This window comes from Planococcus sp. 11815, assembly GCF_051096385.1.
In the GTDB taxonomy this organism is placed as follows: Bacteria; Bacillota; Bacilli; order Bacillales_A; family Planococcaceae; genus Planococcus; species Planococcus citreus.
The window spans coordinates 593,513-607,900 of the sequence record NZ_CP096991.1 but is presented as its reverse complement, the minus strand read 5'-3'; the positions used below and the strand labels follow the sequence as shown (position 1 = coordinate 607,900).

The following is a 14,388-nucleotide window of genomic DNA, read 5'->3' as shown; positions in this document are numbered from 1 at the left end:
AAAAGCTTTTTATTGTTCACTATAGTAGCGTTCAGCGCCTGGGTGCAATGGCGCCACTAGGCCTTCTTGCGCTTTTTCAAGCGTGATGTCGGTTGCTGCCTGATGGGAATTTCCGAGTGTTTCCAGGTTGTCGAAGAAAGTCTGCGTCAATTTGTAGACATCGTCTTCGCTCATCTCTGAATCGACGATCAAAGCATTCATGATCGCTGCAGTCGGAACCGCTTCTTCGTTTCCGTACGTGTCTGCAGGGATTTCAAGTGCAACGAAATAGCTCTTGTCCTGTGCAATTTCCTCTACATCGGCAGGGTCAATCGACACCATGCGGATATCGAGTGTTTCAGAAAGCTCCAAAAGCGATGCGTTCGGCAAGCCGCTCGTCAAGAACGCCGCGTCCAATTGGCCGGCACGCAAGCCATCTGCCGCTTCTGCATAGCCTAGGTAATCAACTTCGATATCGTCATATGTAATGCCGTGTCCTTCAAGAAGCGTGCGGGCATTGACCTCAACGCCGGAGTTCTGGTCACCGACGGCGATGCGTTTGCCGACAAGGTCATCGAAAGTTTCAATACCGGAATCCTCTGTCGTGACGATCTGCACATAGTTCGGGTAAAGCGCAGCGATTTGGCGGATTTTGTCTGTCGGCTCGGTGAAGCTTTCCTCTCCTTCAACTGCCTGGCTGACAACATCGCTCATCGTGAATGCCATTTCGATTTTGTCTTCCTTCATTAAGTTAACGTTTTCAACTGATGCGCCCGTTGTCTGTGTACGGGAGTTGACGCCGTACTCATTGCTGTAAACATCTGCAAGCGTAGAGCCGATGATATTATAAGGGCCGGATGCACCGCCCGTTGCGATTGTCACGATGTTCGATTCGAGGCCTTCTCCTCCGCCCTCGCCACCGGATCCTGCTTCTTCACCGCCGCCGCAAGCTGCAAGCGTCATAGCGCCAGCGACTACAGCCGTGAAAGCGCTTAATTTATATTTGTTCATATGTTCTCCTCCTAATAGCTTTTTCACTATTATAAAGGACAATTTCCTTAAATAAAAGGCAATATTGCATATTCTCAGTTTTTATAGAGTTTTCCGAATACTTATTCACCTAAACTATCCCATTATCAGGAAAATACTAAGAAATCCTGGCTTATATTGGATTTCTTAATAGTTTCACTGCATATCAAATGCTTCAGCCAGCAAACGCACAGTATCCATACGCGCTTGATGGCCGGCAATATTCGGGATGATGGTGATTTCATCAGCTCCGAACTGGCCGGCAACCGTTTCAATTTGCTGCTTGACTTGTTCAGCCGTTCCGACGAGCATGCGGCTCCGGTTGCGCTCGACGCGTTCTTGCTCGACTGCACTGAGCCGCCGCTTTTGAGCCGTTTCGACCGATGGATAATACGGCGGCTGGAAATCCGATTCGACGAACAACAGCCACAAATCGAATGCTTTGGCGAGCTGTTCGGCTTGTTCTTCCGTCTCGCCGACAATGGCGAAAACAGCGATGACGACATACGGCTGCTCACGCAATCCGGACGGGATGAACGTCTCGCGGTAGCGGTTGATCGCATCGATTCCCGCTTTTTCAGGACGGGCGAAATGAGCATAGGCATAAGCCATGCCCCGTTCCGCCGCGAGTTTCGCCGAGCCTTCGCCAGTCCCGAGCAGCCACAATTCAGGCGCTGTCTCCGTGATCGGTGTCGCTTTCAGTTTCTGGAATCGGTGGTCGCTATCCACATCGTCGGTGAAATATTTTTCCAGGTCGATGAGCTGCTGGGCATACGGAACGCGCTTGCCTTTCGATTCATTGAGTGCCTGGTTGACGAGCCGGAAGCTCGGGGAACGCCCGACGCCGAGATCGATCCGGTTCGGGTGCAGCGCTTCAAGCAGGCGGAAATTCTCCGCCACTTTATAGGCGCTGTAATGCGGCAGCATGACGCCGCCCGAGCCGATGCGTATGCGTTCGGTGAGCGTTGCCAAATGCATCATGAGCATTTCCGGCGTACTGCCGGCAACTGAAAACACTTGATGGTGTTCCGCGACCCAATAGCGTTTGTATCCCAATCGATCTGCCAGTTTTGCCAATTCCGCAGTTGAGCGAAGCGCGGAAGCTGCCGTTTCGCCTTCATCAATCGGCGAGTAATCCAAAATATTCAAGACGGTCATACGTCCGCACCTCCTTTAACTCTCTATTCTTCATCATACCACTCGAGCCCATTGAAAAAACGGATCATTGATTTCACGTTGATTTTCAGATTATTGAAGAAGGAATGACTACTTAAACTCATCAAATAGCAGGTATCCTTACAGACTCAAAAATTAATGCAAAGGCAAAGTGGCTTGGAGAAGTGTCTGCCCGACTCCAGTGGATCAGCGAGACGACCGAGACCCCGCAAGGAGCGAAGCGGATGAGGAGGCTTGGGCGCGAGCCCACGGAAAGCGGGCAGTAAACTTCGGAAAGCCACATTGACTTTAATTGTCCAATTTTAAAAAACGGACCAGGCTTCCCTGGTCCGTTTCCATTATTCTACATTGAAATAACGCGCATCCGGGTGGGCAAAGACGATCGCCGAAACCGATGCTTCCGGGTCCATCATGAATTCTTCGGTCAAGTGGACACCGATGTCTTCCGGTTTGATGAGGCCAAATAGTTTCGCCTGGTCCTCCAGATTCGGGCAGGCCGGGTAGCCGAACGAGAAGCGCTGCCCTTGGTATTTCGCCGCGAACCGGTCGCGCATCGAGAAGTCCGTCGCGTCCGGGAAGCCCCATTGGTCGCGGATTTCCTGATGAATGCGTTCTGCGAATCCTTCCGCAAGTTCCAAAGCGGTCGCTTGCAGTGCATGGCTCTCGAGGAAACGCCCTGCCTCTTTCAAGCGTGTCGCTTCCGCACGTACCCCGTGCCCTGCCGTCACTTGCATGAATGCGACGTAATCCATCTCGCCGCTTGCGGTTGATTTCAAATAATCAGCCAGACAGAGGAATGGCGCTTTAGCTTGGCGCGGGAACGTGAAGCGTTCGATTTCCGTCTTGGCGTCTTTCGGGTCGTAGATGATGACATCGTCTCCGTCCGATTGCGCCGGGAAGAATTGATACATCCCTGCCGGCTTCAACATTCCCGACTGGAGAAACTTCGTCGCAAGTTCGTGCAGTTCCACCGCCCGCGCATCGCCTTGCTGCAACAGTTTGTCGCTATAGCCGCGCAGCCCCAAGTGATGGCCGATCAATGTGCGCATATTGACGTACGGGTATAGATGCGCGACTGAATACTCTTTCGATACATGCCTGCGCAAATCGTTCGGCACGTAAACAGGCGCATCTTCGCGCACGGTCTTGACCGGTTTTTCCAAAATGGCGACAGCGCCTTTTTCGGCGCGCGCTGCATCTTGTGCTTGGCGCTTTTCCTGTTGGGCGCCGAGTTCTTCAAGCAAGACTGCTTTTCCCGCGCCGCTTTGCAGTCGGTTCGCGAGGTCCAGCCCTTGCATCGCGTCTTTGGCGTAAATGACCGGTCCGTTGTATTCGGCGGCGATTTTCGTTTCGGTGAAGCGTCGGGACAAGGCCGCACCGCCGACTAAAATCGGCACGTCGATATCCGCTTCACGGAAATCCTGTGCCGTCAGCACCATCTGCTTGGCGGATTTCACGAGCAGCCCCGACAAGCCGACGATATCGGGCTGTTCTTTACGGATCACTTCGATGAGTGCCGCCGGTGTCACTTTGATGCCGATGTCGATTACTTTAAAGCCGTTGTTCGACAAGATGATGTCGACCAGGTTTTTGCCGATATCGTGGACGTCGCCTTTGACGGTCGCGAGAATGACCTTGCCTTTGCCGCTATCGTCCGCTTTCTTTTCCATAAAGCCTTCGAGATACGACACGGCCGCTTTCATGACGCCGGCTGATTGCAGCACTTCTGCGACAATCAGCTGGTTGTCGTTGAACAAGCGCCCGACTTCCGCCATGCCTTCCATGAGCGGGCCGTTGATGATCTCGAGCGGGTCTTCGTACATCTCGCGCGCTTTTTCAAGATCGGGGATGAGCCCTTCTTTCGTGCCTTCTAGAATATAGTAAGCGAGACGCTCCGGCACGGTATCCGGAATATCGTCTTCCGTTTTTTCTTTTTTCTTGTCGCGGTAGAAATCCGTGAAGTCCGCCAAGTTCTTATCGGTTGTCTCGAACAATAACTCTTCCGCCATCTTCACTTCTTCTTTCGGAATCGACGCAAAGCGCTCGAGCTTCTCGGTGTTGACGATCGCGTAATCAAGCCCGGCTTGCGTGCAATGGTAGAGATAAACGGCGTTCAATACTTCGCGGCCGACTGGCGGCAAGCCGAACGACACATTCGACACGCCAAGAATCGTCAAAGCGCGCGGCAGCTTTTCCTTGATGAGGCGGATGCCTTCGACCGTTTCCACCGCCGAGCCGATGTATTGCTCGTCGCCTGTTCCGACTGGGAACACGAGAGGATCGAAAATGATGTCTTCCGGTGCGAGCCCCCATTTTTCCGTCAGCAATTCGTACGAACGTTCCGCAATTTCAAGTTTCCGTTCACGCGTGACCGCCATGCCGATTTCGTCGATGGTGCCGACGACGACCGAAGCGCCGTATTTTTTCACGAGCGGCATGACTGCATCGAAGCGTTCTTCCCCGTCTTCCAGGTTGATCGAGTTGATGATCGCTTTGCCTTGCGAGAATTTCAGCGACGCTTCGATGACGTCTTCGTCCGTAGAATCGATGACGAGCGGCACTTTCACTTTTTTGACGACTTCCTGCATGAATGCCGCCATGTCTTCAAGTTCATCGCGGTCCGGGTTCGCCAGGCAAATATCAATGACGTGCGCCCCGTTCTTCACTTGGGCGCGTGCGATTTCCGCCGCTTCCTCGAACTTCCCTTCGATAATGAGCCGCTTGAATTTGCGCGAGCCGATGACGTTTGTGCGTTCGCCGACAAACAGCGGGCGCATCGACTCGTCGTATTCGAGCACTTCGATGCCCGACACCGCATGGCCATGGCTTGTTTCATTGCGCTCGCGCGGAGCCAGCCCATCGACCGCTTCACGCACCGCCGCGATATGTGCTGGCGTCGTACCGCAACAGCCGCCGACGACATTGAGCCAGCCTTTTTCAGCAAAGCCGCGCAGTTTTTTTGACAAAGATTCCGGCGTCTCGTGGTAATGCCCTTCCTCGTCGGGCAGTCCAGCGTTCGGATAGCAGCTGACATAGCCAGATGATAGTTCCGAAAGCGAACGCAAATGATCGGTCATGAATTCCGGCCCCGTCGCGCAGTTCAAACCGACAGAAAGCGGCTTGATGTGTTCGATCGACACGTAAAATGCTTCAATCGTCTGTCCGGCAAGCGTTGTCCCCATCGGCTCGATCGTCCCTGAAATCATCACCGGCAATTCCACACCGGTTTCTTCAAAGGCATCGCGTATCGCGATCGTCGCCGCTTTGACATTGAGCATATCCTGGCTCGTCTCCAAAAGCAGCAGATCCGCGCCCCCTTCGATCAAGGCTTTCGCCTGTACCTGGAAATCGGCTTTTAATTCGTCGAATGTAATGCCGCCTGTTACCGACAAAGTTTTCGTCGTCGGGCCGAGTGCACCCGCAACAAAGCGCGGCCATTCCGGCGTCGAATATTTCGCTTGGCTGATTTTGGCGATTTCGACCGCTTTTTTATTGATTTCCGCTGCACGATGGCCGAGCCCGTATTCATCCAAAACGACCGGCGTGCCGCCGAATGTGTTCGTGCAGATGATGTCAGCGCCCGCTTCCAAATAAGCGTCATGCACTCCTTCAAGCACATCGGGGCGCACAATATTCAAGTATTCATTGCAGCCGTCGTATTCTTCGCCGCCGAAATCCTCGGCAGACAGGTTCGCGTTTTGGATCATCGTCCCCATTGCGCCGTCGATGATGAGGATGCGTTTTTCGAGTTGCTGTTCAATTAGATGTTTAGGCATAGGCACGATCGCTCGCTTTCTTTAAATCTAGTTGTCGGATGTGGCGGATCAATTCCACCGTCATGTCGTAGCGCACAAATGGCGTGATCAAATAAATGCCGTTGAACAATTCCGCTGCGGTATCGATCAGTTCTTTCGCGATCTGGATGCCTTCCGCGGTCGCTTTGTCCTTGTCTTCGCCGCAAGCCCGCATGCGGTCGAGCGCTTCTTCGGACAATTTGATGCCCGGCACTTCGTTATGCAGGAAGTCGGCGCTTCGTATGCTCGTCAGCGGCATGACCCCAAGGAAAATCGGCGTGTCCAGATGCTTCGTCGCCTCGTGGATTTCGATGATTTTCTCTTTTGTATAGACCGGCTGCGAAATGAAATAATCCGCCCCGGCTTCGATTTTCTTCTCGAGTCTTTGAACAGCCCGCTCCACGACGCGGACGTTCGGGTTGAACGCGGCGGCGACAGAGAAATTCGCTTTTTTCCGGAGCGGTTTTCCGGAGAATGAAATGCCTTCGTTGAGCTTTTTGATGAGCTGGATCAATTCCATGCTTGATACATCATAGACGCTTGTGGCGCCCGGGAAATCGCCGACTTTTGTCGGATCGCCCGTAACGGCAAGTATGTCGTGTATGCCGAGTGCGTCCAGCCCCATAATATGTGATTGCAGGCCGATCAAGTTGCGGTCACGGCACGTGATGTGCGCGAGAGGTCTGACATCCTGCTTATGCTTAAGGATTGAGCCCATCGCCATATTGCTGATGCGCGGCGAAGCGAGTGAATTGTCAGCCATCGTGACGGCATCAACGCCTTCTGCGTCCAATGCTTTTGAACCTTCGAGGAATTTCTCGATATCCAAATGGCGCGGCGTATCGAGTTCGACGATGATCGTCCGTTCGGTTTTCGCTTTTTCGTGCAGCGGCTTATCTTTCAAGGCTTCCGCTTCACGGATAACGATCGGTTTTTTCTCTTCGACTTTCTTTTCGGTGATCGGCTGCAAATGGCCGATGCGTTTTTTCACCGCTTCAATATGTTTCGGCGTCGTGCCGCAACAACCGCCGATGAGGCGCACGCCTTCTTCACGCAAAAGCAGTGCCGCACGACCGAAATAATCAGCTTCTGATTCATAGACGATGCGCCCGTCTTCGATATCCAATAGCGAAGCATTCGGGTAAGCGGATAAAAACGCTTTTTCAGGCAGTTCGACGCCTTCGAACGCCTGAATCGTATGGTGCGGGCCGAGACGGCAATTGACGCCGACGATTTCCGCACCGAGCGCATCGAGCCGTTTCAATCCTTCGTTCAAGCTCATGCCGTTTTGGAGGATACCGGGCTCATGCATGGATAATTGCGCAATGAGCGGCGCATCGGTCAGTTTTTTCAGGTGGCTGACGGTCGCCGCGAGTTCCTCGAAATCGTAATAAGTCTCGAGCAATAAGCCGTCAGGGTCGCCCGACAACAAATGCTGGGCTTGCTGGTCGACCATGGCGACGATTTCATCAAGCGTCGCATCGCTTTTGCGGATGCCACGGATGCCTCCGATCGTGCCGACGACAAACTGCCCCCCGTCTTTTGCGGCTTTATTGGCGATGGCAATTGCCGCTTTATTGATCACTTCTGTCTGTTCTTCGAGCCCGTAGCGCGCCAGTTTATGGGCATTCGCCCCGTATGTGTTCGTTTGGATGATATCCGCACCGGCTGCGATATAGTCGCGGTGGATCTTCTCGATCACTTCCGGGCGCTGGATGTTCAATTCCTCGTTGCAGTATTCGATGCCGTAGGAGTACAACAGCGTTCCCATGGCGCCGTCCGCCGTCAGCATCCGTTTTTTCAGTTCATCTAATAACATGATTCGTCCTCCTCTGTCTGATTTTGCCGTGCAGCTGCGGACGCATCGATATGAAACAAAAAAAGCCTTCCATGAAAAAGAAGGCTTTACGATATCGGACTCGTTCCTTTTCATCTGCCAGGCGTGTGCCTGCTGGAATTAGCACCTGACCGCAAGCGGCTGGTTGCTGAAGCGTCATCGGGCCAGTCCCTCGACTTCTCTAGATAAGAATTCACTATGCAGTTTTCAGTATTCCCACATGATACCCCCTCCGGTGATTTGGGTCAAGGTGATTTATCAAAAAACAAAGAACTTTCTGTTACATTTCTGATCTCTACCAGGCATCCGGGACGCGCGGGTTGAATTTGGCGGCTTCGACGGTGAATTTATACCAAGTGAACGCTTGGCCGTCGATGATCCAGGTGATGTCGATGCGCCGCGGGATTTCGATGCCGTCGACTGTTTGCCATTCATGCACTTCTGCGATGCACGGCAAGCGCTTGGCATCTTCCCCGACCTCTTTATAGCGCATCGCGCGCGCCCGCTTCATGCGCCCTGTTTCATCAAACTCGAAAGTCACATTGGCGGTCGACCCGTTATAGGTCATTTCCGCTTCCACGGAACGTTCGTTGCTGTTCAAAAAACGCACGTATGGGCTGAATACTAGCCCAGGCAGCCAGGCCATCTCCATTAAAAAGCGCTGCAAAGCCGATTCATCGAGCTTGCCGTCGGGCATCGCCCGGTTGATCGGCACGAGCCCCGCGAAGCGGATGCGCATGCCTGCGCGGCCGTCCCGAAAACTGTCGGATCCTGTGACGAACAAACCATCCACTTTCATGCGCGCTTTCCAATAAAACGACGGCGGTTCAACAAAACTGTATTGCTCAGCGGTCGATTCGGTCCATTCTTCCTGGTCAGGCTTGGTTTTCATCCAGCCCACTTGCTTTACATAGACGCCCATCACTTGTTCGCGGCCGATTGCGCCGCTTGCTTCCAGCCATTTGGCAATCGGTTTCGGGAGATTGCCCGTTCTTGCCTCTTCCACCTCCCCGGCGTGACGGACTTCCGGCCACGTCGGCTTGACGAGCCGCGTCATGTCTTTGTACTTTCGGTAAGCTCCGAATACCCCAAGTGATGTCAATGCTAAAACCGGCCATCTGCGTTTCATGCCACATACCCCTCTCCGATTTTGCTGCGCACTTTGTTCCTTGCTATTCTCTTTCGACACGGCATTTATTTTCCCTGCTGGGCGCGGCAATAGAAAACGCCTCCGGAAGAGTGTCCTTCCGGAGGCGTTCGGTATTCATCAGTTTAGATTTTCAAGAGCCGGTTCAAGATATTTTTCAACGCCGGTCCCATAGTCTTCGAGTACAGCATCGTCAACTGGTCTCTGGGACTCGCCATTCCAAGGATGGCTTTTCATTAAAATAGGAAACTGAACATTAATCCAATGTAAGTCGCTGCGACAAACCCGAGACCGAAGATGAACGATAACCATTCGGGCAGCTGTTTGCGATATCTCAGCCATTGCAAGCCCAGGAAGATCAGGCCGATCGCCATCATCAAGAAACCGTCGATATTCGGCGTCCATACCGCATGGACCGGAAGATACTGCGGTCCTGCGACCCATTCGACAAATGGCGCACCGCCTTCCATGCGGAACGTTTCGTTGATATTATGCGGCGGAGCGAGCTTGCTCATGAATGCGGTGATCAATAACACCAACAGCAGAAGCCAGCTCTCCACTTTGAGCCAAGAGCGGTTCGGCTCATCGCTTCGGGACAAGACGGCATTGATGAACGCTGCAAGCAAGAGCGGCACAATGCTCAAATGCTTCAGCAGCAAGAGCTGTCCATAAGGTAAAATCCACGAGCTCGCGTAATCTTCCGGCGCCACGAAAAACAGCATGAGCCAGATGCCGCTGCCGATTAAAATGATCATCAGGACAACAGAAAACGGCGTAAACCATTTAAGAAATGCACGCCAATTGCGCCCGTCGCGCAAAAACCAGGCGATGTGGATCAATACGCCTGCCCATAATACGAGCGCCAGAAAATGAAGCGCATGCCCGGCAAACCCTTGCCAATCCGCAATGGACGCAGCGTGGCTCGCATATGCCACATTGAGCACGCTGAGCACGAGCCAAAACGCGCGGAATACCCACGATCCGTCGCGCCACACCACGATCAACCATGCCACGGCTATCAAGACGCCGAATACATAGCTTTGGCCAGCGCGAAACTCGGTTGTGACATCCACTACCGCTTGCATCATTCCGAAGCTTTCCGACAGCAGCAAAACCAGCTGGATGACAGGTGGCACAAGCAACAGCGGAATAAGCGCAAGCGCAAGCAAGAGCAGTTTTTTCGGAACCTCAACAAGCGGCTTTTTCTCCGATTTGACGCAGCGCAAGACGACATCCCCTGCAAGGAACGCCAGCACTACATAAAGAAAAAAATCCGACAGCGCGATCAACCAGCTCATCGTTTTCTACGCATCAAGACAACGGCAGCGATCAACAGGATAATGGCGATTCCCGCAATGATCAAAGTCATGCTGGAGCCGCTGTTTTCTGCTGGGGCTTCCGGATCGTTCGCTGCTGCTTGTTCCATATCGGAAGCTTCAGTTTGTTCAGCTTCCTCGGCTTCGGCCTCATCGGCCTCCGGTTCAGCTGTTTCTGCCGCTTCTTCTGTCACTTCTTCTTCCTCACCTGCCTGCAACTCAAAAGCAAGAGAACCTTGTATCGGATGGCCGTCTTCGCTCAATACATCATATTCCACGACATAAGATCCGTCTGCGAGCTCCTCGGCCGGCGTACCGATCAATTGGTCGTCCATGACGGCCACTTCACTGAAATCGACAGCGGTCCCGTCCATTGTCATCGTCATTCCACTGCCTTCTTCAATGCCGGCACTGAAATCGAGCGCAACGGCTACTACCGGTTCAGTTACGAGCTCCCCTTCAGCCGGAGTCGAGGCTTCGAGCACAGAATGCGCTTGTGCTGAAATCGGAAACAACAGCAATGCGCTCAATAAAATCATCGTTTTCTTCATCGGAATAATTCCTTCTTTCTTATTAGGTCAAATCAATTTTTCATCAACTCTTTTCAGCCTATTTCATTTGAACGGAAGAAACAAGAGCGGCGCACTTGGATTTATGAAATTTTCCTGAAGATTGATGGGATAGGAAAAAGCCCCGAATGATTTCGGGGCTTTTCAAAGTGTTAAATAAGTTCATAATCCGCTATAAGTCTAAAATGAACTTAGCTTTTCAACATTTAATAATCAATGGCCTGTCTGAGTATTTGGAGAAGCGTTCGCTCGACTCCAGTGGTAAAGCGAGACGACCGAGACCCCGCAAGTCGCGCAGCGGCTGAGGAGGCTTGGGCGCGAGCCCACGGAAAGCGAGCGATAAGCTTCGGAAAATACGATTTCTTAAACTTGTCGACAGCCCAAAAGCCCCGAATGATTTCGGGACTTTTGGGCAGTTTCTTTACAATCCACGAACCGCTTCCTGCGAAGTCTTTTCGCGCTTCTTCACAGTTTCGGCAATCAGGCTCACCGTGATCATCGACGTGAAGCCGAGGATCGAACTGAAGAACATCGCTTGGAAAACGTGTTCGATGACACCGGTGCCGGTCAAGATCATATAGCAGCCCGCTCCGCTGACGACAGAGGCGATGGCGCCGGATTTATTGGCGTGCTTCCAGAAATAGCCGAGGCTGATCGGGGCTGCGATGCCGCTGATGATGGCGGAGGTCCCGAAGTTGGTCAATAAAGCTAAAGATTCCGGCCGGTTGATCGACATATAGAGCGACACGAGTCCGATGAAGACCAGCGACACTTTCGATGCCCTCAGCACCTTGGCGTCGAGTTCCTGTTCCGTCAAATTCTTGTTTTTGTAAAGGACCGGCACGGCCAGCACTTTGAACAAATCGTTGCCGATGCTGTTGGTGATGCCGAGATACAAGCTGTCGGTCGTCGACAGGATCGCAGAGATCAAGCCCATGACAAGCAGCGCGACGATGACAACCGGGAAAGCTTCCATGATATACGCCGGAATGGCGCTATCAGCCGATGCGAGCCCCGGCAAGATGATGCGCGCCGCGAGCCCAGCGAATACCGAGAAGATCGACAAGGTGAACAAAGAGACGCCTGCGGATAAAGTGAAGGTCCGCAAGTCTTCCTCTTTTTCGACCGTCAGCACTTTATTCATCAAATGCGGCAGCAGCACGAATGAAAACAGCAGCCACTGGATGCTCAAGATAGCGAAGCCGCTATAGAACGGCCCGCCTGTCGACAGCGGCGAAACGAGTGCCGGGTCGATCGCGCGAAGTTCCGCTTGCAGCGTGCCGAACACATTCCATCCGCCGCCGATTGTCCACAATAACGAAACGAATAACAATAGCGACACAACCGCCATCGTCGCTCCTTGGATGCCGTCGCTGACAATCTGTGCGAATGCGCCGCCGAGGCTGACGTAAACGACCGTGATGATGACGCCGATCGCAATGCCCCATAAATATGGAATGCCGATGACCGTTTCGAACATCGTAGCTAAGCCGACGTTCTGCCCGACGATGTAATAGATATTGAACAGCACTAGTAATGCGACGAGCACGCGTAAGGCTTTGCTGTTATAACGGTTGCCAAGCCACTGGGGAATCGTCAAGCTGCCGCCATTTTTCTGCCCATAGCGCCAGAAGGTTTTCGTGAACAGCAACAGGCCGAGCCACGTAACCCCGAAGCAGCCGATCGTGTACCATAAAGTCGATAAGCCGTATGTATACGCCCAGCCTGGCACCCCAAGAAACAAGTTCGCACTGGCGTATGAGGCGCCAAAACTCATGCCGACGACCGCTGGATTGACTTTGCCTTTCGCGATGGCAAAGCCTTTCATCGATCCGCTATGGGCTTTGCCTTTTTTCCCGAGCCATGTCGTCAAGGCGAAATAGCCGACGAGCATCGCACCAATCAGCGGCAATAGCCAAGTTGTTTCATCACCCATTGCGTTCGCCTCCTTTCGGTTTCGGTTTTGGGTATAGTTTATTCCATAAGGTCAGCCCGACGATCCAAAAGACGGCGACGGCGATCCAGTAAGCTGTCAGCATGCCCATTCCTCCTTTAATTTCTGGCCGGTTCGTGCAAGTGCTTGAACGTTCTGCCCGGATGATTGTCTTTCAATTGCGCTTGGCCTTTGCCGTAGATTTTCTCGCGGTATGTGCCGTCTGTGTATTCTTTCTGCACAAGCCCACGTTCCTGCAAGACCGGAACGACCAGTTCAACAAAGTCCTCGAAGCTTCCGGGTGCGAGCGTGTACGCTAAATTAAAGCCGTCGACACCGGTTTCATCTCTCCAGCGCTCGACTTCGTCTGCGACTTGCTCCGGCGTTCCGACCGCGACCGGCCCTCTTCCGCCGATGCCGACGAATGTCGCCAGTTCCCCGATCGTCCATTTTCTGTCCGGATCGGCACGCGTGAACACTTCGACCGCCGATTGCATGGCGTTGCTTTGGATGTATTCAAGCGTATCGTCCGGCTCGTATCCGGAAAAGTCGATGCCGGTCCAGCCGCTCAGCAAGGCGAGTGCGCCTTCGTAGCTGACATGGCTTTTCAAAGTTTCGTATTTCTCTTGCGCTTCCTGTTCGGTCTTCCCGACAATCGCGGTGAAAGTTGTATAGACGAGCACATCTTCCGGGTTTCGGCCGTTCGCCGTGATGCGTTCTCTTAATGCGTCGACGCCTTTTTTCACAACGGGAATCGTCGGCCCTGCCGTAAACACCGATTCGGCGTGCTTCGAGGCGAATTCCCTGCCGCGCGGCGAAGCGCCTGCCTGGAACAATACTGGCGTGCGCTGTGGCGACGGTTCGGATAGATGAGCGCCTGGCACTTTAAAGTAGTTGCCTTCGTGGCGAATGTCATGGACTTTTGACGGGTCGGTATAGACTTTCGACTGTTTGTCGCGGACGACCGCGCCGTCTTCCCAGCTGCCTTCCCATAATTTATAGCAAACGTCCAAATATTCGGCCGCGAATTCGTAGCGTTCGTCGTGGCTCATCTGGTCATCGAGCCCGATATTGACTGCGGCGCTTTTCAAATAGGAAGTGACGACGTTCCAGCCGATGCGCCCTTTTGTCAGATGGTCGAGTGTCGACATGCGCCGTGCGAAGGTGTACGGATGTTCGTGGCTGACAGATGCCGTGACCCCGAAACTCAAATGCTTTGTCACCGATGACATGAGCGGCACGACCAATAGCGGATCGTTGACCGGCGTCTGCACCGCATTGCGAAGTGCCGCATCGCGCGTCCCGCCGTAGACGTCGTAGGTCCCGAGCACATCGGCCAGGAACACCGCGTCGAACTTCCCTTTTTCCAATAGCTTCGCCAGCTCGATCCAATATTCGCTGTCCTTGTACGTATGCGATCGGTCGTCCTCATGAAGCCACAACCCCGGCGACTGGTGCCCGCCTGCGCACACCATCTCAAAAGCGTTCAAATAAATCCGTTTCTTCGTCATCGTCAAATTCCTCCTTTTGAAATCGTAATTTCCGCAGCCCTCAGTGGAAAATAAAAATAGCCCTCTTTTCTCTGAAATGAGAAAAGAGGGCTATATG

General features: G+C 53.1%; 9 protein-coding genes and 1 riboswitch. All 9 genes read right to left on the bottom strand.

Annotation, left to right across the window (positions count from 1 at the left end; genetic code table 11):
• Positions 1 to 9: 9 nt before the first annotated feature.
• Complete coding sequence (locus M1Q06_RS03175) at positions 10 to 990, bottom strand: TAXI family TRAP transporter solute-binding subunit (protein ID WP_434401515.1); 981 nt, start codon at positions 988 to 990, stop codon at positions 10 to 12.
• 174 nt (positions 991 to 1,164) lie between these two features.
• Positions 1,165 to 2,166 (bottom strand): LLM class flavin-dependent oxidoreductase, encoded by a 1,002-nt coding sequence (locus M1Q06_RS03170; protein WP_434401513.1) that lies wholly within the window; start codon positions 2,164 to 2,166, stop codon positions 1,165 to 1,167.
• Positions 2,167 to 2,522: 356 nt separating this feature from the next.
• Complete coding sequence (gene metH / locus M1Q06_RS03165) at positions 2,523 to 5,960, bottom strand: methionine synthase (protein WP_434401511.1); 3,438 nt, start codon at positions 5,958 to 5,960, stop codon at positions 2,523 to 2,525.
• Complete coding sequence (locus M1Q06_RS03160) at positions 5,953 to 7,800, bottom strand: bifunctional homocysteine S-methyltransferase/methylenetetrahydrofolate reductase (RefSeq protein ID WP_434402805.1); 1,848 nt, start codon at positions 7,798 to 7,800, stop codon at positions 5,953 to 5,955. Before M1Q06_RS03160 ends, metH begins: the two co-directional genes overlap by 8 nt.
• A gap of 104 nt (positions 7,801 to 7,904) precedes the next feature.
• Positions 7,905 to 8,007: riboswitch (SAM riboswitch) on the bottom strand.
• A 103-nt stretch (positions 8,008 to 8,110) separates the two neighbouring features.
• Positions 8,111 to 8,944 carry a DUF6920 family protein gene (locus M1Q06_RS03155; RefSeq protein WP_434401509.1) on the bottom strand — a complete coding sequence of 278 codons (834 nt, stop codon included), beginning with the start codon at positions 8,942 to 8,944 and terminating at the stop codon, positions 8,111 to 8,113.
• 254 nt (positions 8,945 to 9,198) lie between these two features.
• Complete coding sequence (locus M1Q06_RS03150; RefSeq protein WP_434401507.1) at positions 9,199 to 10,260, bottom strand: copper resistance D family protein; 1,062 nt, start codon at positions 10,258 to 10,260, stop codon at positions 9,199 to 9,201.
• Positions 10,257 to 10,829: a copper resistance CopC family protein gene (locus M1Q06_RS03145; protein WP_101189538.1), complete on the bottom strand. Its 573-nt coding sequence runs from the start codon at positions 10,827 to 10,829 to the stop codon at positions 10,257 to 10,259. Before M1Q06_RS03145 ends, M1Q06_RS03150 begins: the two co-directional genes overlap by 4 nt.
• Positions 10,830 to 11,268: 439 nt before the next feature.
• Positions 11,269 to 12,783 (bottom strand): sodium:solute symporter family transporter, encoded by a 1,515-nt coding sequence (locus M1Q06_RS03140; RefSeq protein ID WP_434401504.1) that lies wholly within the window; start codon positions 12,781 to 12,783, stop codon positions 11,269 to 11,271.
• A gap of 116 nt (positions 12,784 to 12,899) precedes the next feature.
• Positions 12,900 to 14,291 (bottom strand): LLM class flavin-dependent oxidoreductase, encoded by a 1,392-nt coding sequence (locus tag M1Q06_RS03135; protein ID WP_434401502.1) that lies wholly within the window; start codon positions 14,289 to 14,291, stop codon positions 12,900 to 12,902.
• Positions 14,292 to 14,388 lie beyond the last annotated feature (97 nt).

Bases quoted from the DNA above. Each gene is read 5' to 3' on its own strand.
- M1Q06_RS03175 (WP_434401515.1), bottom strand. From the start codon at position 990: ATGAACAAATATAAATTAAGCGCTTTCACGGCTGTAGTCGCTGGCGCT.
- M1Q06_RS03170 (WP_434401513.1), bottom strand. From the start codon at position 2,166: ATGACCGTCTTGAATATTTTGGATTACTCGCCGATTGATGAAGGCGAA.
- metH (WP_434401511.1), bottom strand. From the start codon at position 5,960: ATGCCTAAACATCTAATTGAACAGCAACTCGAAAAACGCATCCTCATC.
- M1Q06_RS03155 (WP_434401509.1), bottom strand. From the start codon at position 8,944: ATGAAACGCAGATGGCCGGTTTTAGCATTGACATCACTTGGGGTATTC.
- M1Q06_RS03150 (WP_434401507.1), bottom strand. From the start codon at position 10,260: ATGAGCTGGTTGATCGCGCTGTCGGATTTTTTTCTTTATGTAGTGCTG.
- M1Q06_RS03145 (WP_101189538.1), bottom strand. From the start codon at position 10,829: ATGAAGAAAACGATGATTTTATTGAGCGCATTGCTGTTGTTTCCGATT.
- M1Q06_RS03140 (WP_434401504.1), bottom strand. From the start codon at position 12,783: ATGGGTGATGAAACAACTTGGCTATTGCCGCTGATTGGTGCGATGCTC.
- M1Q06_RS03135 (WP_434401502.1), bottom strand. From the start codon at position 14,291: ATGACGAAGAAACGGATTTATTTGAACGCTTTTGAGATGGTGTGCGCA.